Source organism: Streptomyces sp. NPDC050211, assembly GCF_040656035.1.
Lineage (GTDB): Bacteria > Actinomycetota > Actinomycetes > Streptomycetales > Streptomycetaceae > Streptomyces.
On sequence record NZ_JBFALC010000018.1, the window covers coordinates 26,240 to 49,306 of the forward strand.

24 protein-coding genes are annotated in these 23,067 nt (G+C 70.0%); 15 read left to right on the forward strand and 9 right to left on the reverse strand.

What is annotated here, in order from left to right:
• Positions 1 to 103 precede the first annotated feature (103 nt).
• The 6 genes from AB0I98_RS19945 to AB0I98_RS19970 all read left to right on the forward strand — a co-directional run bounded on the left by AB0I98_RS19945 (position 104) and on the right by AB0I98_RS19970 (position 3,852).
• Positions 104 to 1,387, forward strand: coding sequence for an adenylosuccinate synthase (locus tag AB0I98_RS19945; RefSeq protein WP_362943365.1), 1,284 nt, complete (start codon positions 104 to 106; stop codon positions 1,385 to 1,387).
• Between the two features lie 67 nt (positions 1,388 to 1,454).
• Complete coding sequence (locus AB0I98_RS19950; RefSeq protein WP_362943368.1) at positions 1,455 to 1,670, forward strand: cold shock domain-containing protein; 216 nt, start codon at positions 1,455 to 1,457, stop codon at positions 1,668 to 1,670.
• A gap of 560 nt (positions 1,671 to 2,230) precedes the next feature.
• Positions 2,231 to 2,644 carry a hypothetical protein gene (locus AB0I98_RS19955; protein WP_362943371.1) on the forward strand — a complete coding sequence of 138 codons (414 nt, stop codon included), beginning with the start codon at positions 2,231 to 2,233 and terminating at the stop codon, positions 2,642 to 2,644.
• Between the two features lie 115 nt (positions 2,645 to 2,759).
• The gene (locus AB0I98_RS19960; protein ID WP_230396234.1) at positions 2,760 to 3,023 is read left to right on the forward strand and encodes a hypothetical protein; all 264 of its coding nucleotides are present in this window, start codon (positions 2,760 to 2,762) and stop codon (positions 3,021 to 3,023) included.
• A 5-nt stretch (positions 3,024 to 3,028) separates the two neighbouring features.
• Positions 3,029 to 3,433 carry a hypothetical protein gene (locus tag AB0I98_RS19965; protein WP_362943647.1) on the forward strand — a complete coding sequence of 135 codons (405 nt, stop codon included), beginning with the start codon at positions 3,029 to 3,031 and terminating at the stop codon, positions 3,431 to 3,433.
• Positions 3,434 to 3,561: 128 nt separating this feature from the next.
• On the forward strand, positions 3,562 to 3,852 hold the full coding sequence (locus AB0I98_RS19970) for a DUF3303 family protein (protein WP_362943374.1): 291 nt from the start codon (positions 3,562 to 3,564) through the stop codon (positions 3,850 to 3,852).
• A gap of 9 nt (positions 3,853 to 3,861) precedes the next feature.
• Here AB0I98_RS19970 and AB0I98_RS19975 read toward each other — a convergent pair whose 3' ends face one another.
• From AB0I98_RS19975 to AB0I98_RS19990, 4 genes are all read right to left on the reverse strand, one after another.
• Positions 3,862 to 4,512 carry a hypothetical protein gene (locus AB0I98_RS19975; RefSeq protein WP_362943377.1) on the reverse strand — a complete coding sequence of 217 codons (651 nt, stop codon included), beginning with the start codon at positions 4,510 to 4,512 and terminating at the stop codon, positions 3,862 to 3,864.
• 90 nt (positions 4,513 to 4,602) lie between these two features.
• Entirely contained in the window at positions 4,603 to 7,101 is a 2,499-nt protein-coding gene (locus tag AB0I98_RS19980) for a dolichyl-phosphate beta-glucosyltransferase (RefSeq protein ID WP_362943380.1), read from the reverse strand.
• Complete coding sequence (locus AB0I98_RS19985; RefSeq protein ID WP_362943383.1) at positions 7,098 to 7,799, reverse strand: GntR family transcriptional regulator; 702 nt, start codon at positions 7,797 to 7,799, stop codon at positions 7,098 to 7,100. Before AB0I98_RS19985 ends, AB0I98_RS19980 begins: the two co-directional genes overlap by 4 nt.
• 196 nt (positions 7,800 to 7,995) lie before the next feature.
• The gene (locus AB0I98_RS19990) at positions 7,996 to 9,351 is read right to left on the reverse strand and encodes an aspartate aminotransferase family protein (RefSeq protein ID WP_362943386.1); all 1,356 of its coding nucleotides are present in this window, start codon (positions 9,349 to 9,351) and stop codon (positions 7,996 to 7,998) included.
• A gap of 197 nt (positions 9,352 to 9,548) precedes the next feature.
• On the opposite strand from AB0I98_RS19990, the gene AB0I98_RS19995 reads away from it, so the two are divergent.
• From AB0I98_RS19995 to AB0I98_RS20015, 5 genes are all read left to right on the forward strand, one after another.
• Positions 9,549 to 10,151 carry a type 1 glutamine amidotransferase family protein gene (locus AB0I98_RS19995; protein ID WP_362943389.1) on the forward strand — a complete coding sequence of 201 codons (603 nt, stop codon included), beginning with the start codon at positions 9,549 to 9,551 and terminating at the stop codon, positions 10,149 to 10,151.
• Complete coding sequence (locus AB0I98_RS20000; protein ID WP_362943392.1) at positions 10,148 to 10,606, forward strand: helix-turn-helix domain-containing protein; 459 nt, start codon at positions 10,148 to 10,150, stop codon at positions 10,604 to 10,606. The genes AB0I98_RS19995 and AB0I98_RS20000 overlap by 4 nt, the downstream gene beginning before the upstream one ends.
• Positions 10,607 to 10,688: 82 nt before the next feature.
• Positions 10,689 to 12,512 carry a serine/threonine-protein kinase gene (locus AB0I98_RS20005; RefSeq protein WP_362943395.1) on the forward strand — a complete coding sequence of 608 codons (1,824 nt, stop codon included), beginning with the start codon at positions 10,689 to 10,691 and terminating at the stop codon, positions 12,510 to 12,512.
• A gap of 163 nt (positions 12,513 to 12,675) precedes the next feature.
• On the forward strand, positions 12,676 to 14,223 hold the full coding sequence (locus AB0I98_RS20010; protein ID WP_362943398.1) for a substrate-binding domain-containing protein: 1,548 nt from the start codon (positions 12,676 to 12,678) through the stop codon (positions 14,221 to 14,223).
• 100 nt (positions 14,224 to 14,323) lie between these two features.
• On the forward strand, positions 14,324 to 15,754 hold the full coding sequence (locus AB0I98_RS20015) for a M20/M25/M40 family metallo-hydrolase (protein ID WP_362943401.1): 1,431 nt from the start codon (positions 14,324 to 14,326) through the stop codon (positions 15,752 to 15,754).
• 126 nt (positions 15,755 to 15,880) lie between these two features.
• Here the strand turns inward: AB0I98_RS20015 and AB0I98_RS20020 are convergent, their stop codons facing one another.
• Complete coding sequence (locus AB0I98_RS20020) at positions 15,881 to 16,633, reverse strand: SLATT domain-containing protein (protein WP_362943403.1); 753 nt, start codon at positions 16,631 to 16,633, stop codon at positions 15,881 to 15,883.
• Positions 16,634 to 16,903: 270 nt separating this feature from the next.
• Here AB0I98_RS20020 and AB0I98_RS20025 point away from each other — a divergent pair, with 270 nt between their 5' ends.
• The 3 genes from AB0I98_RS20025 (at position 16,904) to AB0I98_RS20035 (ending at position 18,626) form a co-directional block, all read left to right on the forward strand.
• Positions 16,904 to 17,248, forward strand: a complete 345-nt coding sequence (locus AB0I98_RS20025; RefSeq protein WP_362943406.1) for a YbaB/EbfC family nucleoid-associated protein — start codon at positions 16,904 to 16,906, stop codon at positions 17,246 to 17,248.
• 90 nt (positions 17,249 to 17,338) lie between these two features.
• Positions 17,339 to 17,938 carry a recombination mediator RecR gene (gene recR / locus AB0I98_RS20030; protein ID WP_362943409.1) on the forward strand — a complete coding sequence of 200 codons (600 nt, stop codon included), beginning with the start codon at positions 17,339 to 17,341 and terminating at the stop codon, positions 17,936 to 17,938.
• Positions 17,931 to 18,626, forward strand: a complete 696-nt coding sequence (locus AB0I98_RS20035) for a DUF5063 domain-containing protein (protein ID WP_362943412.1) — start codon at positions 17,931 to 17,933, stop codon at positions 18,624 to 18,626. The genes recR and AB0I98_RS20035 overlap by 8 nt, the downstream gene beginning before the upstream one ends.
• A 40-nt stretch (positions 18,627 to 18,666) precedes the next feature.
• Here the strand turns inward: AB0I98_RS20035 and AB0I98_RS20040 are convergent, their stop codons facing one another.
• Together AB0I98_RS20040 and AB0I98_RS20045 are read right to left on the reverse strand one after the other, a co-directional pair.
• Positions 18,667 to 19,536, reverse strand: a complete 870-nt coding sequence (locus AB0I98_RS20040; protein WP_362943415.1) for a PhzF family phenazine biosynthesis isomerase — start codon at positions 19,534 to 19,536, stop codon at positions 18,667 to 18,669.
• A 23-nt stretch (positions 19,537 to 19,559) separates the two neighbouring features.
• Positions 19,560 to 20,294, reverse strand: a complete 735-nt coding sequence (locus AB0I98_RS20045) for a sulfite exporter TauE/SafE family protein (RefSeq protein ID WP_362943418.1) — start codon at positions 20,292 to 20,294, stop codon at positions 19,560 to 19,562.
• A gap of 228 nt (positions 20,295 to 20,522) precedes the next feature.
• On the opposite strand from AB0I98_RS20045, the gene AB0I98_RS20050 reads away from it, so the two are divergent.
• Positions 20,523 to 21,020 (forward strand): SgcJ/EcaC family oxidoreductase, encoded by a 498-nt coding sequence (locus AB0I98_RS20050; RefSeq protein WP_362943421.1) that lies wholly within the window; start codon positions 20,523 to 20,525, stop codon positions 21,018 to 21,020.
• Here AB0I98_RS20050 and AB0I98_RS20055 read toward each other — a convergent pair.
• Entirely contained in the window at positions 20,986 to 22,374 is a 1,389-nt protein-coding gene (locus AB0I98_RS20055) for a HAMP domain-containing sensor histidine kinase (RefSeq protein ID WP_362943424.1), read from the reverse strand. The genes AB0I98_RS20050 and AB0I98_RS20055 overlap by 35 nt on opposite strands.
• Complete coding sequence (locus tag AB0I98_RS20060) at positions 22,371 to 23,057, reverse strand: response regulator transcription factor (RefSeq protein WP_362943427.1); 687 nt, start codon at positions 23,055 to 23,057, stop codon at positions 22,371 to 22,373. Before AB0I98_RS20060 ends, AB0I98_RS20055 begins: the two co-directional genes overlap by 4 nt.
• Positions 23,058 to 23,067 lie beyond the last annotated feature (10 nt).

Genomic DNA, 23,067 nt, shown 5'->3' on the forward strand with positions numbered 1-23,067 from the left:
CCAACGAAGGTCGCCGGTGTACGAAACAGGCTGTGCGACGCACAGTCAATGTCGCGTACGCCTCTGACCTTGGACATGCCCCGCCCGGAAGGGGTGTACGCGCGTGCCCGCACTTGTGCTGCTCGGTGCTCAGTGGGGTGACGAAGGCAAGGGAAAGGCGACGGACCTGCTAGGCGGGTCGGTCGACTACGTAGTGCGCTACCAGGGCGGCAACAACGCCGGCCACACGGTAGTCGTGGGCGATCAGAAGTACGCCCTGCACCTCCTTCCTTCCGGAATCCTGTCCCCGGGGTGCACCCCGGTCATCGGCAACGGCGTCGTCGTCGACCCGTCGGTCCTGCTCTCCGAGCTGAGCGGGCTGAACGAGCGAGGCGTCGACACGTCCAAGCTCCTGCTCAGCGGCAACGCTCACATCATCACGCCGTACAACGTCACCGTCGACAAGGTGACGGAACGCTTCCTCGGTAAGCGGAAGATCGGCACCACCGGCCGCGGTATCGGCCCCACCTACGCGGACAAGATCAACCGCGTCGGCATCCGTGTCCAGGACCTCTACGACGAGTCGATCCTCACCCAGAAGGTCGAAGCGGCCCTCGACGTCAAGAACCAGATCCTCACCAAGCTGTACAACCGGCGCGCGATCGCCGTCGACCAGGTGGTCGAGGAGCTGCTGACCTACGCCGACAAGTTGGCGCCGTACGTCACCGACACGGTCCTGGTCCTGAACCAGGCCCTGGAGGACGACAAGGTCGTCCTCTTCGAGGGCGGCCAGGGCACGCTGCTGGACATCGACCACGGCACGTACCCCTTCGTCACCTCGTCCAACCCGACCGCGGGCGGCGCCTGCACGGGCGCCGGCGTCGGCCCGACGAAGATCAGCCGCGTCATCGGCATCCTCAAGGCGTACACGACCCGCGTCGGCGCGGGCCCGTTCCCGACCGAGCTCTTCGACGCGGACGGCGAGGCGCTGCGCCGCATCGGCGGCGAGCGGGGCGTCACGACCGGCCGTGACCGCCGCTGCGGCTGGTTCGACGCGGTCATCGCCCGGTACGCCACCCGCGTCAACGGCCTGACGGACTTCTTCCTCACCAAGCTGGACGTCCTCACCGGCTGGGAGCAGATCCCGGTCTGCGTGGCGTACGAGATCGACGGCCGCCGCGTCGACGAACTCCCGTACTCCCAGTCCGACTTCCACCACGCCAAGCCCGTCTACGAAATGCTGCCCGGCTGGTCGGAGGACATCTCGAAGGCCAAGACCTTCGCCGACCTCCCGAAGAACGCGCAGGACTACGTCAAGGCCCTGGAGGACATGTCCGGCGCCCCGATCTCCGCGATCGGCGTGGGCCCCGGCCGCGACGAGACGATCGAGATCAACTCGTTCCTGTAAACCGCGTCTTCGATCTCCGAGTGGGCCGGTCATGGACATCCCTGACCGGCCCAAGGACGATGACTCCATGATCGAAGCGACCGTCACCGAGTGGGACGACGAACAGGGCTGGGGAGTCCTCGACTCCAGGGAGACCCCCGGGGGTTGCTGGACCCACTTCTCCACCGTGGAGATGCCGGGCTTCCGCTCTCTCGCCCCGGGCCAGAAGGTCACCTTGGAATGGGAGGCCGTTGAGCAGGACGGCTATCAGTACCGCGCCGTCCGGGTTGTCGTCGCCGACTGAATCCCGGGATTAGCTGGCTCGCCGCGACCGGCGTCCAACTCCGCAAGGCAGGCGTCCAGTTCGACGTCCTCAGGATCGACGGCGTCACCCGCTTCACCGCCGGTCCGGACCGGATCTCGTACATCCCGATCCCGGCCCTCAATGACCTGACCTGGCCCTTGAGTTGGCGCTACCGCCCGACGGGCGCCGACCACCTCGTACACACGCTCCTGCTGCGCACCGCTCTTCACTCTGAGGGGTGAAGAACATCAACTTCCGCCTGGGAAAAGGTGGTTTCGGCTTGCATTCGTCGCTCTGCGTACCCGTAGAGTCACGCCAACAGAAATGCCCCCGCGGTGCGCCAACACCCGGGGGCTCGACACCAGGAGACGACCCTCCGGATGCGTTTTCATCGTACGACGCCTGCGCGCGTCATTTCAGGCTTCTTCGCCGCCCTTCTCCGCGACCGGCGCACCTCCCGGTGCCTGGTGAGCGCACTGACGTACCTATTGACCCTCCCTGGCGGCGCCCGCGTCGCCCTGCGCGCGTTCTCCGCGCAGTGCCCGGAGAGGCGGGCGCGTATGGCCGCCGCCTTGTGTGAGCTGGAGGAACGGCGGGATGCGCGGCCGGTGGTTCGCGGGGGCGGGGGTGCGGGTCAAGTCCCCGTCGTTCACGAGGTGTTCGACGGTCCATGCGAAGTCGGGCCACCAACGGGTGAAACCGAAAAAGTCCGGGATCGGCAGGCGCGGAGGGGCAGGCAGACCGCACTCGCCGCGCAACTGCTCATCTCCCTCGGGCGGATCGATTCCCGGCTCACCCTCGACGCCGCCGAGGCACTACGGCTCGCGCCGCTTGTCGAGGCGTGGTGGGCGCGGGGCGTCAGCAGTGATCAGGCGCGGGCGGCGCTGGTGTACGGCTGGCCGCCGCAGCCGGTGCGCTCGGCGCGTGCGCTGGTGGAGGACCGCTTGCGGCGTGGGTGGCCGGTGTCCGCGTAGGCCCATACAGACTCCCGGCCGTACATCCGTAGAGCCGGGCGATCCAACCGAAAGGAACGAAATGACCGCACTGCTTGAGCGGGCCGATACGGTATACCGCAGGTATACTGCCGTCATGGCTGACACCACCGTCAAGGTCGACCCCGCTGTCCGTGACCGCCTCATGGTGCTCGCTCGCGAGCGCGGGATGACCATGCGCGATCTGATCGCCGAGCTGGCGGGGGCCACCCCCACCAAGGAGGAGCTGCGCAAGCGGTACGAGGAGACGAAGGCGTACTGCGAGACACATTTCGGCGTGACGTTCACGGACGAGGATCACGACCGGGTCGAGAAGGTCTGGCAGGACCTCGAGGCCGGCCGACCGGTGGAGAGCCTGTGAGTGCGATGGCGGCGGGTTCGACGGGCGTCGTCTTCGACGAGTCGGCCCTGCTGGCGCTGGGTTCGGGGAACTCTCTCGCCTCGCACTTCGTCGCGAACACCGAGCACGGGCCCACCCGGCACGTGTACGTTCCGGCGCTGTGCCTGGCCGCTGCTGACGGCATGCGCAAGGGGCTCGCCGAGCATGTGGGAGCGCTGCCCGCCGTGGAGATCGTCGAGTTGGACTTCTCCGGGGCGTCCACCGTGGGCGCGCTGTTGCGTGACGGGGTGGAGTGGCGGCTCGGCCATGCGATCCACCTGTCCCGGCCGACGCCGGACTGGCCGGACGGGCGTCATGTGCTGACCGTCGAACCCGACCTGTACGCGGAGATGCCGCTCGTGCGGACCATCAGGTTGCCGCGCCGGCGATGACCATGGAGGGGAGGACGCCCGCCGGGTGCCCTCCCCTCCTCGCGCTCGGATGGAGCTGTGGACGGGCGAAGTGCGCATATCGCTCATAGCGTGAGCTCGTACGGACCGATCAGAGAAAGGCGTACCTCATGCGCGTGCTGCTTCAGGCCCATGTCGACACGGAGAAGGCGAACGAAGTCATCCGTAGTGGCAAGATGCCTCAGGTCATGCAGGAGATCATGGAGGCGTTCAAGCCGGAGGCCTCCTACTTCGCCCCCGACCGCGGGGTCCGCACGATGTTCATCGTCTTCGACATGCAGGACAGCTCCCAGCTGCCACCGCTCACCGAGCCGCTCTTCGAGAGGCTCGGCGCCGAGGTGGAGTTCAAGCCGGTGATGAACCTCGAGGACCTGCAGAAGGGCCTGTCCCAGATCCGGTGAGTGCCGGCCTCAGCTGAAGACGATCATCGACCCCTGCGCCAGACTGCGCGTCGCCGCCGCGTGCAGGCCCAGCCACACGTGCCGCTCGCGGGCGAAGGGGCTGGGGTCGTAGGGGGCGGGGACCGCGGGTTCCTCCAGCTCGGTGGGGGCCAGTGGGGGCTGAGGTGGTGCCGGGGGGTTGGCCGGATCGATGCCGATCACCGGCGCTACGAATTCCAGCTCGCGCAGAAGGGCCTGTGAGGAGCCCAACGGGCCGCCTCCCGCGAGGAGTTCGTCGTTGGCGAGGGGGTGCGGGAAGTCCACGGGGACGTATGCGCCCGCATGGTCGTAGTGCCAGACCAGGTGTGACTGCTGGGCCGTTGTCTCGAACATCTCCAGGAGCTGTTCGTAGTCGCCGCCGAGTGCGTCGACCGGCGTCACCGGCAGTCCGCAGACCTGGAGCAGGTACGCGCGGCGCAGGAAGTGCAGCGCGTCGTAGTCGAAGCCGGCCACCGGGGCCACGTCGCCGGACAGGCCCGGCATGTACTGGTACACCGGCACCGGCGGCAGCCCGGCCTCGGCCAGCACCTTGTTGTATTGCGCGAGTTCCTCGGCGAACGGGTTGTCGGGCGTGTGGCACAACACGTCGACGAGCGGTACCAGCCACAGGTCACAGGCCAAAAGAGGTCTCCTCGTAACGACTAGAAACGACCAGAACTGAGTAACTAGCGACTTCTGAAACGACTAGGACAGTAGTCGGTGTGGTGCCCATCAGCTCCCCGCGTGCAGATCCCATACCCACACCCCGCCGGTCCATTTACCAGGGCTGCCCACCAGCTTCTCCACCGTCTCGCGCAGCTTGTCGTCATTCTGCTGCGGCGCCAGCACCAGCACGCCCGCTTTCCAGAAGGCCAAGTCGTGCCGGGCCAGCGTCCGCCAGTTCGCACCGATCTCCGGGATCTTGCCCGTATAGCGCACCTCCCGCAGGAGGTTGGAGGTGTCGCGGGGAGAGGCGCCGTAGATGCCGACGCGCTCCTCGCCGTAGGGGCCGTTGAAGTAGCCGCCGGGGAGTTTGAAGCCCATGCCGGCTTCCGTCTGCCAGTGCAGGGCCTCCGCGTTGCCGGGGTCCGGCAGCGGGACCGGGACGAGCGACTCGCCCTTTCCGAGGTACGACTTCCAGCTCCCGTCCGCGATGAACGCCGGCACCTCCGCCCGGTCCACCGCCTTCAGCGGGGCGGGGACGAGGGGGAGCAGGGCGAGGCAGATGCCGAGGAAGCCGACGAACTGCGTGCTCATGGCGCGGGTGGCGGCCAGCCTGTCCACCGCCAGCGCCACCAGCATGCCCAGCGCCGGTGCGCACACCATCGCCACGCGGCCCTCGATGACCGACTCGAACAACGGCTTCTCGGCGAGCAGCGCCCAGGGGCCGGGCAGGACGACGTCCGTCAGCGGGATACGGAACTCCGGGCCCAGGGAAAGGAAAGCCGCGGCTACCGCCGTGAACGCCAGCGCCTTGACCAGGGCGTGCTCCCACAGCCGTACGACGATCGCGAAGGCGAGGGCGACCAGCGGCCAGCCGTAGAAGGCGTTCTGCTCGGTGGGGTTGAGGGAGAGGGCGTTCGCGGTGTCCGCGTCGCCCGCGATGAGCGAGCGTTCCGCGAAGGAGAGCAGGGCCAGCGGGCTGTTGCCGGCGTTGTCGCCGTGCAGGACGCTGTGGTAGCTCTGCGGGCCGTAGAACTGCCAGGCCAGGGCGTAGATGACCAAGGGGAGACAGGTCGCGGCGCCGATCAGCAGGCCCTTGCCGAGCGGGCGCCAGGACGCCTTCGCCACATCCCGTCGTACGACTGCGTACGCGGCGGCGAACAGCAGCATCCCCATCGCCGCGAGCAGCAGGGGCTCTTCGCCGAGGTAGATCTGGTACGCCGCCATCAGGCCCAGCACGATCCCGTCCCGGGTGACCCGGGTGCCGGAGCAGAGCCTCAGCGCGCGGTCGATGATCAGCGGGATCATGAACAGGATGATGAAGTTCGGGTGCGCGTTGGCATGGCTGACCATCGGCGGGGCGAAGGCCGCGAGGGACGCGCCGACGAAGGCCGCGGCGCGCTGCCGTACGACCCGTTTCACGATCAGCCAGTACCAGGCGGCGGCGGTGGCCGCGAGGCCCAGCGTCATGACCACGCTCAGGGAGATCGCCGGGCCCGCGAGCAGGGTCAGCGGTGCGAAGGGGACGGACAGGCCGAGCATGACCGTGTTGGCCATGAGGTTCACGCCGTCGGGGAAGCCCTGGAGGTCGGTGAAGAGGGGGTTGCGGAGGTGGGCGACGTTGTCGGCCGTCACCGCGAAGAACCACTCCCACTGGTTCTGGTCCCGGAGCGAATCCGGCAGATAGCGGTTGCTCGGGTCGATCAGGCGGCCCGAGTAGAGGGCCACCGACATGAGGAGGAAGAGGGCTACGGCCAGGAGGTCCGCCGGGCGGAGGGCGCGGGCCTTGAGGCGGGCGAGTTCGGCGAGGACGCGGCCGTAGTCGAGGGGGCCGACCTTCGAGCCGCTCTGGTGCGACCAGCGGACCGGGACCTCGGCGAGCGGCCAGTCGGCGCGGCGGAAGTGCTGGAGGACCTCGACGTCGATGCCCCAGCCGTCGAGTCGGGAGTCGGCGAAGGCCTCGCGGGCGCGGTCGCCGTCGAAGAGCTTGAAACCGCACTGGGTGTCGCGGATGCCGGGGACGGCGGTCCTGCGTATGAGTACGTTGCCCGCGCGGCCGAGCAGTTCGCGCACCGGGTGCTGGCGGTCGCCGATCGTCGCGCCGGGGACGGAACGGGAGCCGATCGCGGCGGCGTAGCCCTCACTGAGCGCCTTGTCGAGCCGCTCCAACTCCTCGATGGGCGCGGCCAGATCGGCGTCCGTAACCAGCACGCGGCGGCCACGGGAGGCGGCGACGCCGAGGCGGAGGGCGGCGCCCTTGCCGCGGTTGCGGTCGGCGGTGACGAGGCGGATGCGGGTGTCGGGGGCGTCGGTCCCCTGGGCGCGCTCGGTTCCTTCGGCTTGCTCGGCTTGCTCGGTTCCCTCGGCCCGCTTGGTTCGCTCGGTGACGAGGTCACGGGTGCCGTCGGTGGAGCCGTCGTCGGCGACGATTATCTCCCAGTCGCCCCAGCGGCCCTCGTCCTCGCCGAGATAGTCGGCGATGGCGTCGAGGGTGGGGCCGAGGCGCCGTTCTTCGTTGTAGGCGGGGATGACGACGGAGAGGTCCACGGCCGTTTCAGGGCCCTTCATCCGGCGGCCAGGCGTTCGATGAGGGCCAGGGAGTCCGTGTTGTACGAGGCGACGATCGCGCGTGCCTCCGTCGTGTCGCGTCGGGCCAGCGCGTCGACCAGCTCGGTGTGGCAGGACCAGAGGTGGCCGCGCAGGTCGGTCACCCGGCGCAGGTGCTGGACCGCGCAGACCCAGGACTGGACGCGCAGCCGGTGCAGGAAGTCGGCGAGGTAGGGGTTGCCGAAGAGGTTGCCGAGTTCCTTCCAGAAGCGCAGGTCGTAGCCGATCAGGACGGTGAGGTCGCCCGCGGCTGCCGCGCGCTGTGCCTCCTCGCCGCGGCGGCGCACTCCGGCGAGGCCGGCGGCGAAGCGGGCGTCCGTGGGGTTCTGGTAGCCCCGGTGATTGCTGTCCAGTGCCTGGAACATGCCGGCGATGACCAGGCTGCGGGCCTCGAGGATGCGGCGGTAGTCCGCTACGGAGTACTCGTGGACGTGGAAGCCGCGGTGCTGGTCGGCGTCGAGGAGGCCCTGCGCGGAGAGATCGACCAGGGCCTCGCGTACGGGGGTGGCGGAGACGCCGTACTGCTCGGCGATCTCCTTCACCGTGAACTCCTGACCCGGCTGCAGCCGTCCCGCCAGCACCTCGTCGCGAAGCGCTTCGGCGATCTGCTGCCGCAGGGTGCTGCGGGTCACGGCGCCGTTGCCGCTGGTGCCGGGCATGGTCGGGGCGTCTCCCTACGTCGCGATGGGGTGGCGTGCTCGCATATGTCTACGAGCACGCCACCTTACGCGTTCGGCTTGCAGGGGTCGCCGTCCCGGCGGGGGGAGCGAAAACCGCGGTGTTTTTCGGCCCCGCCAAGGAGATCCGCCCCCTGGACCCCCGCCCCTCAAAGGCCTGTGCGGCTGGGAGTCGCGTTTACTCCACGAACTCGTCGGCCACGGTCAGCGCAGCGTCCAGTGCCGCGAGGCCCTCCTTCAATTCCGCCTCACTCACGTTGCACGGCGGTACGACGTGCGTGCGGTTCATGTTGATGAACGGCCAGATGCCGTTGGCCTTCGCGGCGGAGCCGAGCGCGGTCATGGGGGCGTTCGCAGCGCCGGACGCGTTGTACGGGACCAGTGGCTCGCGGGTCTCCTTGTTCTTTACGAGTTCCAGCGCCCAGAACATGCCGACGCCCCGCACCTCGCCCACGCACGCGTGACGCTCGGCCAGCTCCCGCAGCGCCGGTTCCACGACGGCCGTGCCGAGCTTCGCCGCGTTCTCGATGACGCCCTCCTCGGCCATCACGTTGATCGTCGCGACGGCGGCGGCGCAGGCCAGGGGATGCCCGGAGTAGGTCAGTCCGCCCGGATAGGCCCGCTGACCGAAGGTCTCCGCGATCGCCCCGGAGATCGCGACCCCGCCCAGCGGCACATACCCGGAGTTCACGCCCTTCGCGAAGGTCAGCAGGTCAGGTACGACGCCGGACAGGTCCGACGCGAACCACTCGCCCGTCCGCCCGAACCCGGCCATGACCTCGTCCAGCACGAAGACGATCCCGTACTTGTCGCAGATCTCACGGACGCCCGCCAGATAGCCCGGCGGCGGCACCATGATCCCCGCAGTCCCCGGAATCGTCTCCAGGATGATCGCGGCGACGGTCGACGGCCCCTCGAAGGCGATCGTCGTCTCCAGGTGCTCGAGAGCCCGCTCGCACTCCTGCTCCTCCGTCTCCGCGTAGAAGCGGGAGCGGTACAGGAACGGCGCCCAGAAGTGCACGACCCCGGCGGAACCGGCGTCCGACGCCCAGCGCCGCGGGTCACCCGTGATGTTCACCGCCTGCTGCGTACCACCGTGGTAGGAGCGGTACGCCGACAGCACCTTCGGCCGGCCCGTGTGCAGCCGGGCCATCCGTGCCGCGTGCTCGATCGCGTCCGCCCCGCCGTTGGTGAAGAAGATCTTGTCCAGGTCACCCGGCGTCCGCTCTGCGATCAGCCGCGCCGCCTCCGACCGCGCCTCGACCGCGAACGCGGGCGCGAACGTCGTCATCCTCGCCGCCTGCTCCTGGATCGCGGCGACGACCTTCGGGTGCTGGTATCCGATGTTCGTGTAGACGAGCCCGCTGGTGAAGTCGAGGTAGCGCTTGCCGTCGTAGTCCCAGAAGTACGACCCCTCCGCGCCGGCGACGGCGAGCGGGTCGATGAGCTCCTGCGCGGACCAGGAGTGGAACACATGCGCACGGTCCGCGGCCTTCACGGCGGCGCCGACCTCGGGATTTGGCTGAGGGGTCATGCGGGCGAGCGTAAATGTCCGCGATGCGGAAGCGGTATCGGCGTCCTGTCTGTGGGATGACGCTTTCCGCGACAGGTTGTCGACAACGACCGATCCCGCCTCCCGTCTCCCGCTCAGACATTGACAGCATGCTGCATTTATGACAGCATTCTGTCATCATCTCAAAGAGCTCAAAGAGTCCGAGTCCAGGAGGAACCATGAGCCACCAGCCCGTACACCTCGCCGTCTACAACACCCTCGCCGACTGGGAGACCGGCCACGCGACCGCCCACCTCGCCCGCGCCGGGTACCCGATCCGCACCGCCGGCCCCACCCTCGACCCCGTCACCAGCATCGGCGGGCTCCGCATCCAGCCCGACCTCGCCCTGGACGACGTACGCCCCGAAGACAGCTCGCTGCTGATCCTGCCGGGCGCCGATCTGTGGGACACGAGCGACGATCTCGCGCCGTTCGCCCGCAAGGCGCGGGAGTTCCTCGACGCCGGTGTCCCCGTCGCCGCGATCTGCGGAGGCACCGCGGGGCTCGCCCGCGAGGGCCTGCTCGACGACCGCGACCACACCAGCGCCGTCTCCTTCTATCTCGCGGCCACCGGATACAAGGGCGGCGACCGGTACGTCGACGCGGACGCCGTGACCGACGGCAACCTCGTCACGGCCGGTCCCACCGAGCCCGTCGCCTTCGCGCGGGAGATCTTCCGGCTGCTCGGGGTGTACGAGGGTGAGATGCTCGACGCCTGGTACAGGCTGTTCCACGACTCGGACGCGGAGGCGTACGCCGTCCTTCAGGGGGCGGCGGAGTGAGCAGGGAGCGTCAGGATCTGCTCAGCCGCAGCGCCCTCGGCGTCTTCCGGCTGAACGGTCAATTCCTCGCCGTGGCAGAGGAGTTGGCGCGTCCCGCCGGACTCACCGCCGCCTGGTGGCAGGTGCTCGGCGCGGTACTGCGGGAGCCGTTGCCGGTCTCCGGGATCGCACGGGAGATGGGCATCACGCGGCAGAGCGTCCAGCGCATCGCCGATCTGCTGGTGGAGCGAGGGCTCGCCGAGTACCGACCCAACCCCGCCCACCGCCGCGCCAAGCTCCTCGCACCGACGGAGGAGGGGCTTGCGGCGGTCCGCCGGATCAATCCCGGGCACGCCGTGTTCGCGGACAGGCTCGCGGAGGCCTTCGGGGAGGACGAACTCCTGGACGCCGTACGAACCCTGGAACGGCTGTCGAAGGTCCTGGAGCAAGTGGGGCTCCCTGTTACGGAACCGTAGACACCGCCCCGCTCACCTCGCCGTATCCCCGCACTATCCTCGATCCATTGCACAGCGCGTATCGGGGGAGGGCGGCGCGGCGATGGAGAAACTGGGGGCCGGGGATCCACCGCGGATCGGGGCGTATCGGCTGCTGGCGCGGCTGGGTGCGGGTGGGATGGGGCAGGTGTATGTGGCCCGGTCCGACCGGGGGCGGACCGTCGCGGTCAAGCTGGTGCGGGAGGAGCTGGCCGCGCAGGAGGAGTTCCGGGCGCGGTTCCGGCAGGAGGTGCAGGCCGCGCGGCAGGTCGGCGGGGACTGGACCGCGCCGGTGCTGGACGCCGACACCGAGGCCGCGGTGCCCTGGGTCGCCACCGGGTATGTCGCCGGGCCCAGCCTTCAGCAGGTCGTCGGCCGTGATCACGGTGCGCTGCCCGAGCGGTCCGTGCGCATCCTCGCGGCCGGGCTCGCGTATGCGCTGAAGGACATTCACGCGGCCGGGATCATCCACCGGGATCTGAAGCCGTCCAATGTGCTGGTCACCATCGACGGGCCCCGGGTCATCGACTTCGGAATCGCCCGTGCCCTGGAGACCGTGACCGACGGCGGGCTGACCCGGACGGGTGCGCTCGTCGGCTCGCCCGGCTTCATGGCGCCCGAGCAGGTGCGCGGCGACCGGATCACCCCGGCGTGCGACGTCTTCTGCCTGGGTTCCGTCCTTGCCTACGCCGCCACCGGCAACCTCCCCTTCGGCGCCACCAACAGCGGGGTGCACGCCCTGATGTTCCGCATCGCCCAGGAGGAACCCGACCTGGAGGGCGTACCGGAGGGGATCGCCGATCTCGTACGGCATTGTCTGCGCAAGGATCCGGCGGCGCGGCCGACGCTCGACGAGATCCTGGAGCGTACGGGCGCCGACGCGACCGTCTCGGACGGGCGCTCGCGGGATCCGTGGCTGCCCGGCACGCTGGTGGCCCAACTCGGGCGGCACGCCGTGCAGTTGCTGGAGACGGAAGACCCTGAGGACGCAGCGGCTGTCGAGGCGTCCCCGGAGCATGCGTCGGCCGCGGACGACGACGCTCCTACGGCCGTACAGGCGCCGCCTCCGCCCGGACAGCCGGGTGGCGGTGCCCCCTTGAACCACCTGCCCACCATGGTCTCGGGCCAGGGCCCCCAGGCCCCGCCGCCCGCCCCGGCGCCGCACCCGGCGTACGGCTATCCCCAGCAGCACCCGCAGCCGGCCGGGTACGGGTACCCGCCGCAGTCGGGGGCCGGGGCGCCGCCGTACGGCCAGCAGTACAACCCGTACGGCAGCCTCGGCGCGACCCCGCCGTACGGGCCCGGCGCACCCCAAGAACCGCCGCGCCAAAGCGGCCGCTCCACGGTGCTGCTCGTCGTGATCGCGCTGGTCGTGGCGCTGGCCGCCGGCGGTTCGGTGTACGCGCTCATGAACGGCTCGGGGGACGAGAAGAACGACGGCAAGGGTGACGGCACGTCCACCGCGTCGCCGAGCGCGAGCGCCTCCGCCTCGTCCGGGCCGACGACGGCGCCGGAGTCCTCCCCGGCCCCCTCGGCGCCCGCCGGCGGTGCGATTCCGACGGCGTTCCTGGGCACGTGGTCCGCGACCATCTCTAACGACGCCGGGAACCACAGCCGTCGACTCACCCTCCAGCAGGGCGAGGTGGGTGACACGGTGCTCTCGCTGGTGGCCGACGGCCCGGCCTATCACTGTGTGTTCCGGGCGCAGCTGGCCGAAGAGCCGGGCGCGGAGGGGCCGTTGAACATCGGCCCGTCCACCGTCACCGTCGGTGAGCCGGCCTCCTCCTGCACCCCGGGCGCCGCCACCGAGCTGACGCTGCTGCCGGACGGCCGTCTGGAGCGGGTGAACGCGAGCAGCGGGGAGAAGCTGGCCTACACCCGGGAGTGACCAAGTCCCCCCGTGACCAAGTCCCCCTATGTGCCTGCCCGTTGAAGGTCCCGCGCGGTAGTTGAATCTCAAGCGAACTTCTGCGGACGGAAACGGAGTATCACAGCCCGCGACCGTACAGTGACCGGACACTGTCGGGTTCTGGGAGTTGCGGGGGCACCCAGTGGAGTGGCTGAGCGCAGAGAATGTCGTTGCCGTCGCGACGTCGGTCATGGGTATCGGGGCCGCGATCGCCATGGTGTGGTACGAGCGCCACATACCGCAGCGTAAGCGGATCGGTTACCGCGTCCAGATGGACAACCCGATAGGGGACGACGTCCAGTCGGGCCGCCCGAACGTCCGGCTCGGTTCGTTCGACGCGCCCAACATGGCCAACGGGACACTCGTCCTGCTGCGCATCGAGAACGACGGCTCGAAGAGCATCGGGCTCGACGACTACACGAGTCGTGAACTCAACGGCCTCACCGTGGAGTTCACCGACCGGACCATCCACGGTGTGTCGGTCACCCAGCCGCAAGGCACCGACCACCTGATGAGCCACTTCACCCCGCACTCGGGCTTCGGCTACGACGAGAACGGCAACAAGCTGCGCCTCCCGCGCGTCCCGCTCAACCGCGGCGAGTACTTCAAGCTGCTGGTGCTGCTGTCGGGCGGTGACGTGGGCCGCGAGATCAAGCTCGTCGGCGGCATCCGGGACGGTGAGGTGCGTCCCAACCGTGGCGCGCTGCCGGACGACAAGCCGCCCATGTTCGGACAGGAGGCCCGGGTGATCACCATCGCCCTCATCGCCTCCGTCCTCACCCTCTCGACCATCATCATCGCCCGCGACGACAACCCGCCCCCGCTGGGCTGCGAGAAGGGCAAGCTCACGGTCACCGGCTCCACCGCCTTCGCGCCCGTGGTGGAGGAACTGGCCAAGGTGTACGAGAGGGACTGCGAGGGTTCCGAGATCGCGGTGGAAGCACGCGGCAGTTCGGCCGGCGTCGGTGAACTCGCCGATCTGAAGGGCAAGTCGAAGAAGAGCCAGGCGTCCGTGATCGCGTTTTCCGACGGCCGCAGCTCACGGGCGGGCACCACGCTGGAGGCCGACCCCATGGCCCTGTCCGTCTTCACCCTGGTCTCCAACAAGGGCCTCGGCCTTCCGGAGGGTCTGACCCTCACGCAGGTCCGGCGCCTCTACTCCGGGGAGTTCGGCCACTGGGACGAGCTCGACCCCTCGCTGCCGCACCGGCGGGTCGTCCTGGTCAGCCGGAACGCCGACTCCGGCACCCGGCAGATCTTCCAGGACCGGGTGCTCGACGGGAGGTGGGAGGGCGTGCCCAGCACCTCCCTGGACTGCGATCTCGCGGTCGACAAGTCCGCCCCCGTGCGCTGCGAGCTCAACTCCACGGCGGACGTGCTGAAGAAGGTCGCCTCGACCCCGGGCGCCCTCGGCTTCAGCGAACTCAACCAGGCGAACGGCGAGAAGGGCGTCAAGCTCGTCGCCCTCAACGGCGACCTCGCCGACGTCGAGGCCATCGAGAACGACGGCAGCCCCTACCCGTATCGCGGCGTGGAGTACGCCTACACCTACGGCGCCCCGCCCGCCGGCTCCCTCGCCGGGAGCTTCCTCAACTACATCCGGGGGAACGGCCAGAACGTCATCCGCAGCCACGGCCATGTGCCGTGCTCGACGGAGGCGGGGGACCGGCTCTGCCGCGACGACGACTGAGGCCCCTCTCAACTCGCCGTATCGCAGGCCCCCTTGCGCTGTTCTTGACGCGTCCACAACCATGGGTGACGGTTCGTTCGCATCGGCCACGGGAGACGACATGCGCCCCAGCCCCTCCAGAAGAACGGTCCTCACCGCTACGGCGGCGAGCGCGGCGGTGGTGGGGACGGGGGGCGGGGCGGAGGCGGCGCCAGCGAGGGACGCGGCGGCCGGTGATCCGGTGGCTGGTGGCGGCGGCCCGGCGACGTCCCAGCGCCCGAGCCGCGAACTACGCGCCCTGCTACGGGAGATATCCGAGTCCCGCATCGAGGCGACGGTCCGCAAACTGGCGTCCTTCGGCACCCGCCACACCCTCTCCACCCAGGACGACCCGAATCGCGGCATCGGCGCGGCCCGGGACTGGATCGCGGCGGAGCTGCGCACGTACGCCGAGAAGTCGGGCGGCCGTATGACGGTGGAGCTCCAGTCGTACGTCCAGGAACCGGCGCCCCGCATCCCGGTCGCGACCCGCATCACCAACGTGGTGGCGACCCTGCGCGGCTCGGTGACGCCGGAGCGCGTGTACGTCGTCTCGGGCCACTACGACTCCCGCGTCACGGACGTCATGGACGCCACCTCGGACTCGCCGGGCGCGGACGACGACGCGTCGGGGGTGGCGGTGGCGATGGAACTGGCCCGGGTGATGGCGAGGCGCAGGCCCGCCGCGACGATCGTGTTCGCCGCGGTGGCGGGGGAGGAGCAGGGCCTGTACGGGGCGGCGCACATGGCGCAGCAGTACCGGGCGGCCGGGACGGATGTGCAGGGCATGTTCACCAACGACATCGTCGGCAGCCCGAAGGCGGACGACGGCACGGTGGACCCGTACACCATCCGCCTCTTCGCGGAGGGCGTGCCGTCCTCGGAGACGCCGGAGCAGGCGGCGACCCGGCGCTCGGTGGGCGGCGAGAACGACTCCGCGACCCGTCAGCTGGCCCGCTTCGTGCGGGACGTGGCGGAGAACGACGCGACCGGCATGCGCGTCCGCGTCATCTACCGCCGGGACCGCTACCGCCGCGGCGGCGACCACATCCCCTTCCTCGAACGCGCCTATCCCGCCGCCCGCTTCACCGAGCCGACCGAGGACTACGCCCATCAGCACCAGGACGTACGCATCGACGAAACGGGCAAGCAGTACGGCGACCTGCCCGAGTTCTGCGACTTCCCGTTCATCACGAGGGTGGCGAAGGTGAACGCGGCGACCCTGTGGACCCTGGCCCAGGCCCCGGGCACCCCTCGAGGCGCCAAGATCCTCACCGCCACCCTGGCCAACTCGACCGAGCTGGTGTGGACGCGCGGCACGGAACCCGACCTCGCCGGCTACGAGGTCGTCTGGCGCGAGACGACATCCCCGGAGTGGACCCACGTGATCCCGGTGGGCGACGTGACGACCCACGAGGTCGACCTGTCGAAGGACAACGTGTTCTTCGGGGTGAGAGCGGTGAACAGGACGGGACTCAGGAGCCCGGTGGCATTTCCGGCCCCGCAGGCCTAGCCGCTGAGCTGCGGCGTCCCGCCAAGCTGCGGGCATGCGTGCCGCCTGGGGCGGCACGGGTGGGCGCAGGCGGCACCCCGTCAGCGCCGGGCTGCGCGACCCACCCACCCCCGCGCCAACCCCGGGTCACCTTGGTTCCGGCGGCCGCTGCCGAGGCATGTTGGGCCGTGTACCACCAGCCCCCGGCGACATGGGAAACCGCCCCTGCACCACAGCCCCCTCCCCCCGACCGCCTCCGGACACCGCCGACTGAATCCCCATCGGCGCGGACCCCGTCCGGAACTCCACCATCCAGTCCGCCGTCTCCGCCCGCACCAACTCCGTCACGTCCTCGGAGAACCTCCGCAGCACCCCCAGACACCGCTCCGCAGCCTCACTCGCCGTGCCCTCCGCCGGCCCCAGCACCTCCCGCACACTCTCCGAGGCCCAGTCGAACTGCAGCACCTGAAGCCGCCGCTGCACAGCCTGCGCAGTCGCGACGTCCCTTATCCACCCGGACGTCACCCCGAAGCACCGGTCGACCGCCACACACGCCGCCCCGAGCAGCAGCGCCAGATACCCCCACGCGGCCGCCCCGACCAGCACCCCCGTCAGATCCAGCAAGGGCAACGCACCCCCCGCCACCGCCCCCACCGCGGCACCCGCCCGCAGCCCCCGCGCCCCCCGCCGCTTCCACACCCGGTCGGCGAGATACCAGGACGCGGTGTCCAGCGCCCCGCGCTCCACCCACCGGTACAGCTCGTCCAGCCGCTCCGCCGGCTCCGCCCAGTCCCCGAGCGGAAACGTCCGCCCGGCCAGATCGCCCGGCCGCAGCCCGGCGGCCTCCTTGCCGCGCCCGTCCTGAGGCCGACCCTCGGGCTGCATCTCCGGCTGACCCACCCGGCACTCCCTACTGATCACGGTGCGTGACGCCTGCCTGGCGCTCACGTGAGATCTGATGCTGACGCGCCGCATCCTTCCTACCGCCCAATGGGTGGCGAAGACCCGGTTTTCGTCTCTTTTCCGCCCGGAAGTGGGCCTTGATCAGGTATAGGACTCACGACCGACTCACTCGAAAGAGTGCTAGGGCGACGGCTGCGCGGACCACGTAGGCTCGTGCCGAGCGGGAAAAACGAGCGGGAAAAACCCGTACCCGAAGAGGAGCTGATCGTGATCCCCGGTGGTGGCCAGCCCAATATGCAGCAGCTGCTGCAGCAGGCCCAGAAGATGCAGCAGGACCTGGCGCAAGCGCAGGAGGAACTGGCGCAGACGGAGGTCGACGGCCAGGCCGGCGGCGGCCTGGTGACGGCCACCGTCACCGGCGCCGGTGAGCTGCGCGCCCTCAAGATCGACCCGAAGGCGGTGGACCCCGAAGACACCGAGACGCTCGCCGACCTGATCATCGCGGCCGTCCACGCGGCCAACGAGAACGCGCAGACGCTCCAGCAGCAGAAGCTGGGTCCGCTGGCGCAGGGTCTGGGCGGCGGCAGCGGTATCCCCGGCCTGCCGTTCTGACACCTGTTCTGTGACCGGACCTGCCTTACTGCGGCGGGCGTCCGGCAACTACCGTACGAACTGAGAGAACACCAGGAAGGCGGGCAGTCCGTGTACGAAGGCGTGGTCCAGGACCTCATCGACGAACTGGGGCGGCTCCCCGGCGTCGGTCCCAAGAGCGCGCAGCGGATCGCCTTCCACATCCTCCAGGCCGAACCGACGGATGTCCGGCGCCTTGCGCAGGCCCTCATGGAGGTCAAGGCCAAGGTCCGCTTCTGCGCGATCTGCGGGAACATCGCGCAGGAGGAGAACTGCAACATCTGCCGCGACACCCGCCGCGACCCCGCCGTCATCTGCGTGGTGGAGGAGCCGAAGGACGTCGTCGCGATCGAGCGCACCCGTGAGTTCCGCGGCCGCTACCACGTCCTCGGCGGCGCGATCAGCCCGATCGAGGGTGTCGGTCCGGACGACCTGCGTATACGAGAACTTCTCGCGCGGTTGGCCGACGGGACGGTAACGGAACTGATCCTGGCCACGGACCCGAATCTGGAAGGCGAGGCCACGGCCACGTACCTCGCCCGCATGATCAAGCCCATGGGCCTCAAGGTCACCCGCCTGGCCAGCGGCCTCCCGGTGGGTGGCGACCTGGAATACGCGGACGAGGTGACCCTCGGCCGCGCCTTCGAGGGGAGACGACTCCTAGATGTCTGACGCCACGCTGCACGCGACCACGCAGGACCCGGACGACTTCGCGGTCCAGATCGCGGACCAGGTAGAGAGCTTCCTCGTTGCGGTCACCGAGGTGGCGAAGGGCGACGAGCCGGAATCGGCGATCCCCTTCCTCCTGCTGGAGGTCTCCCAGCTGCTGCTCGCCGGGGGCCGCCTCGGCGCGCACGAGGACCTGGTGCCCGAGGACCGGTACGAGCCCGACCCCGGCCCCGAGCCGGACGTGGACGACCTCCGCGAGAACCTCGCCCGGCTCCTCGAGCCGGTCGACGTCTACTCGGAGGTCTTCGACCCGTACGAGCCCCGCAAGGCGCCGGTCCCCGCCCGTATCTCCGACGACCTCACCGACGTCATCACCGACCTCCGCCACGGCATGGCCCACTACCGCGCGGGCCGCACCACCGAGGCCCTGTGGTGGTGGCAGTTCTCCTACTTCTCCAACTGGGGCGCCACCGCTTCGGCGACCCTGCGGGCCCTGCAGTCCGTCCTGGCGCACGTGCGCCTGAACCAGCCCCTCGAGGAACTCGACGGCCTCGACACGGACCAGGCCATGGGCGACGACACGCTCGAGTTCGAGGCCGGGAAGGTCATGGCGGAGGAGATCGCGGGCCCGCTGGGCCTGGGCAAGGCGAAGGCCAAGCCCAAGCCCAAGTCCAAGGCAAAGTCCAAGTAGCCAGGGCGCCGTCGGCGTCAGGGGCCGAGGGTCCGGAACCTCACTGCTGGGCGGGGTCTGGCGTGAGGTCCGCTCCGAGGCGTACGGCGGCGCCGGTGACGCCGATGCCGCTGCTCGGGGCGTCCGGCACCGACACCCAGATCGTGCTCGGCCGCCCCATGTCCACACCCTGGTGGATCGTCAAGGCGGCCGGTACGGCGATGAGTTGCAGCTCCCTGAGATACCCACCGAACGCGGCAGCCGCCGCTCCGGTGGCGGGGTCCTCGACGACACCACCCGGCGGGAAGGGATTGCGGGCGTGGAACACCGTGGGCGACTCCCGCCAGACCAGATCGACGGTCGTCCACTCCTTGCGGCGCATGAGCGCGCTGAGCGCGGACATGTCGTACGCCAGGTCCGCCAGGCGGCTGCGGGTGCCGGCCGCGATCACCGGATGCCAGGCCCCGGCATAGGCGACGCGCGGCGGCAGCGCCGGATCGAGATCCTCGGCGGACCAGCGCAGGGCGTCGAGCAGTTCGGCCTGATCGGCGTCGGACAAGTCCGCCGTACGAGGCTCGACACTGGTCAGCGAGGCCACCACGGAACCGTCCTCCGCCCGTTCCGCCGTGACACGCACCGTCCCCGCCTTCGTGCGCAACACCAAGGACCCCGGCCCATGCCGCTCCGCATACGCGACCGCCGTCGCGATCGTCGCATGACCACAGAACGGCACCTCGGCGAGCGGACTGAAGTACCGCACATCCAGCCCCCCATCGTCCGCCGGCACCATGAACGCCGTCTCCGAATAACCCACTTCAGCCGCCACCGCCAGCATCGCCGCGTCGTCGAGCCCGGTGGCATCGAGAACGACACCCGCGGGGTTGCCGCCGGCCGGGTCGGTCGTGAACGCCGTATAGCGCAAGATCTCCATTTGGCCGACGGTAACGAGACGCGCTACGGAAGGCCACCCCAATAACTCCACACCCCTTTCCCCACCGCCCCGACCCCACCCGCCAGAGCCAGCACCAGCACGAGCGCCCGAACCCGCCGCTCCGGCACCCGCCCGGCGAGCCCCCACCCGGCCACCGCACCCACGACCATCGCGACAGCCACGACGGCCCACTGCGCCCGATCCATCCGCGGCACTCCGTTCGCGGCCACGGAGAAGGCGTTGACGACAACGCCGTAGAACAGCGCGTTCGGCACGAAGTCCCGCACGGCCCACCCCGCGTTGACGGCATACAGGGACATAGGCGGCCCGCCCACCCCGGCCGCCGAGTTCATGAACCCACCCACCGCACCGGCCGCGACCGCGCCTCCCGTGCCCCGCAGCGCGGCCACACGGGCGCCCCGCATGACGAGCAGGACGGCGACGGTCACCAGCCCGCCCATGACCAACATCAGTGCGGCTTCGGGCAGTTGACGGGTGACCCACGTCCCCACAGGCACGGTGCACACCGCCGCGGCACACAACGGCACCATCGCCCCCACCCGCACCCGCCGCCACCCCACGGCAAGCCCCACGACACAGATGACCCCGGCCGCACAGTTGACCAGCGCCACCCCCTCACCCGGCCCGAGCAGCAGCACGAGCGCGGGTACGGCGACCAGCGCGAACCCCATGCCGGTGAGCCACTGGACGCAGGAGGCGACCAGCACGACGGCGCCCAGCAGGAGATCGGCTGTCATGGGTGGGATCCTCGCGGCCGGGCACAGAAGGGTCAACGCCTGACATGGGCGGACGGCATGGCGACTGCACATGACCGTCCGGTGACCCTACGTAGGTTGCACGCGTCTTGGCTGTCCCCTGTACGTCGGCTGCATAGGCGCTAACCGGCGGAAAGCGAGTCTGGAGTCACTTCCACCGCAGCGAACGCGGAGGGAAGCACAAGGCCCCTGACACGCACTGGAGTTGCGATGACCCGCAAGACCCGTATACGCGCCGCCGTCGTCACCGCCGCCGCTGTCGTCGCCGCAGGCACCTTCGCCGCCGGCGCCGCGACGGCCGGGCCCGTGGCGGTCGGCAAGCCGAGCAAGGCGCAGGTCGCCTCGCTGTTCGACACGTGGAACGCCGCGCTGCAGACGGGTGACGCGGAGAAGGTCGCCGACCTGTACGCCAAGGACGCCGTCCTGCTCCCCACCGTCTCCAACAAGGTCCGTACGGACCGGGCCGGAATCGTCGACTACTTCGAGCACTTCCTGGCGAACAAGCCGGTCGGCACGAAGATGCAGACCGTGGTCAACGTTCTCGACTCCAACTCGGCCATCGACACGGGGACTTACCAGTTCGCGCTGACGGACCACGAGACCGGCGAGAAGCGCGTCGTCAAGGCCCGCTACACGTACGAGTACGAGAAGCGCAACGGAGAGTGGAAGATCGTCAACCACCACTCTTCTGCGATGCCCGAAGGCTGATCTCCACGCTCAGCCCGCCGCCGGGCGCGTCCTTCAGGGTCACCGTGCCGCCGTCGTCGGTCACCAGTTGCTTGACGACGGCGAGCCCCAGGCCCGATCCCGCGCGTCCGGTGAGGCCCTGGCCCCGCCAGAAGCGGTCGAAGGCGCGGGACTTCTCCGCGTCCGACATGCCGGGGCCCCCGTCCGACACGGACAGCACCACTTCGTCGCCCCGCTGCTCCACCCGTACGGTGATCGTGCCGCCGTCCGGTGAGACCTCCAGGGCGTTCGAGAGCACGTTGTCCAGGACCTGGTCCAGATGGCCGGGGCTGGACAGGACGAGCAGCCGGTCGTCGGCACTCCCCCTGAGCGCGATGGTGACTCCGCGCTCGTCGGCGGCCGGCCTCCACACCGAGAGGCGTTCCCGGACGATGTCCCACAGGGGCAGCGGTTCGGCCGCCGACACCTTCGCCTCCGCCCGGGCGAGGACCAGCAGGCCGTTCACCAGGCGGCTCATGCGGACGACCTCCGCCGTCGCCTGCTCCACGTCCTCCCGTACGAAGTCGTCGTCCACGCCGTCCGCGATGTTGTCCAGGGACAGGCGCAACGCCGTGAGAGGCGTGCGGAGTTGATGGGAGGCGTCGGCCACGAAGATGCGCTGCGAGGCGATGAGGGTGTCGAGGCGCTCGCCCGCCTGGTTGAGCGTGCGCGCCAGCGTCTGTGTCTCCGACGGTCCCGTCACCGTCGACCGCGCCGTCAGGTCGCCGTCGCTGAACTTGCGCGCCATGTCGTTGAGCTGGCGCAGGGGGCGGGTGATGCGCCGTGCCGCCGCGGCGCCGATCACGGCGGCCACGACGAGGACGGCGACCGCGAGGCCCGCGCGGAAGCCCCAGATCTGCCACAGCCGGCTGGTCAGGGCGTCGGTCTGGTACACGATGCGTACGGCGCCGATGACCTCGCCCCTGTTGCGCCCGTCTCCGGGCACCGCACTCTCCTGCGCGGGCACCGTGATCACCAGTTCCGGGCCCCAGATGAAGGAGGAGCCCCAGTCGGTCGCGGGCTCGCCCGTCTTCAGGACCTTGGCCAGGTCCGCGTCCCGGGCCGGCTTCGGCAGACCCGTCTCGGCGCAGCTCCCGGTCACCTCGACCTTGCCGTCGGTCTGGCCGGCGTACGCCGCCGCCATCTCGCCCAGCGCCGCGCACGACGGGGCGTCTCCGTTGCCGAGCAGCAGGGCCATGGTGTCGGCCTCCCGCCGGACCGAGTCCGCGGTGTCGCCCCGCAGCTGGTCCGTGAGCGTGAAGGCCACCGGCACGGTGAACAGGGCGATGGCGACGGCGGTGAGACCGACGTAACTGCGGATGAGCTGACGGATCATGGTGCGCTCGTACCGCCGTCCACGATCTCCAGCCGGAAGCCGACGCCCCGTACCGCCTCGATCGTGATCGCGCCCGCGAACTTCCGCCGCAGCGCCGCCACATGCACGTCGAGTGTCTTGGTCGGGCCGAACCAGTTCGCGTCCCAGACCGCCTCCATGATCTGCTCGCGCGACATCAGCGCGCCGGGCTCCTCGGTGAGGAAGGCCAGCAGGTCGTACTCCTTGGGGGCGAGGGGCACCTCCTCGCCGTCCAGCCGGACGCGGGCCGCCTTGCGGTCGATCGTCAGGCGCGGGCCGTAGCGGTCAGGGCCGGACTCCGCGGTCGTACGGGGCTGGAGGCGCCGCATCACCGCCCGTATCCGCGCGATGACCTCCCGCACCCCGAACGGCTTGGACACATAGTCGTCGGCGCCCAGCTCCAGGCCGACCACCCGGTCCGTCTCGTCGCTGCGTGCGCTGATCACGATGATCGGCACGTCGCCGCGCTCGCGCAGCGCCTTGCAGACGTCGAGGCCGTCGGTGTCGGGCAGACCGAGGTCGAGGAGGACGACGTCGTACGGCCCCTCGTACGCGAGCGCCGCGCCGCCCGTGGTCACCCACTCCACCTCGAAGCCGTAGCGGATCAGGCCGCGCCGGAGGGACTCCGCCACCGGCTCATCGTCTTCCACCAGAAGTACCTGCACAGGCGGAACC

Excerpts from the sequence above, each read along its gene's own strand:
- AB0I98_RS19950 (WP_362943368.1), top strand. The coding sequence starts at position 1,455 with ATGATCGAAGCGACCGTCACCGAGTGGGACGACGAACAGGGCTGGGGA.
- AB0I98_RS19955 (WP_362943371.1), top strand. The coding sequence starts at position 2,231 with ATGGCCGCCGCCTTGTGTGAGCTGGAGGAACGGCGGGATGCGCGGCCG.
- AB0I98_RS19960 (WP_230396234.1), top strand. The coding sequence starts at position 2,760 with ATGGCTGACACCACCGTCAAGGTCGACCCCGCTGTCCGTGACCGCCTC.
- AB0I98_RS19965 (WP_362943647.1), top strand. The coding sequence starts at position 3,029 with ATGGCGGCGGGTTCGACGGGCGTCGTCTTCGACGAGTCGGCCCTGCTG.
- AB0I98_RS19970 (WP_362943374.1), top strand. The coding sequence starts at position 3,562 with ATGCGCGTGCTGCTTCAGGCCCATGTCGACACGGAGAAGGCGAACGAA.
- AB0I98_RS19980 (WP_362943380.1), bottom strand. The coding sequence starts at position 7,101 with ATGAAGGGCCCTGAAACGGCCGTGGACCTCTCCGTCGTCATCCCCGCC.
- AB0I98_RS19985 (WP_362943383.1), bottom strand. The coding sequence starts at position 7,799 with ATGCCCGGCACCAGCGGCAACGGCGCCGTGACCCGCAGCACCCTGCGG.
- AB0I98_RS19990 (WP_362943386.1), bottom strand. The coding sequence starts at position 9,351 with ATGACCCCTCAGCCAAATCCCGAGGTCGGCGCCGCCGTGAAGGCCGCG.
- AB0I98_RS19995 (WP_362943389.1), top strand. The coding sequence starts at position 9,549 with ATGAGCCACCAGCCCGTACACCTCGCCGTCTACAACACCCTCGCCGAC.
- AB0I98_RS20005 (WP_362943395.1), top strand. The coding sequence starts at position 10,689 with ATGGAGAAACTGGGGGCCGGGGATCCACCGCGGATCGGGGCGTATCGG.
- AB0I98_RS20015 (WP_362943401.1), top strand. The coding sequence starts at position 14,324 with ATGCGCCCCAGCCCCTCCAGAAGAACGGTCCTCACCGCTACGGCGGCG.
- AB0I98_RS20035 (WP_362943412.1), top strand. The coding sequence starts at position 17,931 with ATGTCTGACGCCACGCTGCACGCGACCACGCAGGACCCGGACGACTTC.
- AB0I98_RS20040 (WP_362943415.1), bottom strand. The coding sequence starts at position 19,536 with ATGGAGATCTTGCGCTATACGGCGTTCACGACCGACCCGGCCGGCGGC.
- AB0I98_RS20045 (WP_362943418.1), bottom strand. The coding sequence starts at position 20,294 with ATGACAGCCGATCTCCTGCTGGGCGCCGTCGTGCTGGTCGCCTCCTGC.
- AB0I98_RS20050 (WP_362943421.1), top strand. The coding sequence starts at position 20,523 with ATGACCCGCAAGACCCGTATACGCGCCGCCGTCGTCACCGCCGCCGCT.
- AB0I98_RS20055 (WP_362943424.1), bottom strand. The coding sequence starts at position 22,374 with ATGATCCGTCAGCTCATCCGCAGTTACGTCGGTCTCACCGCCGTCGCC.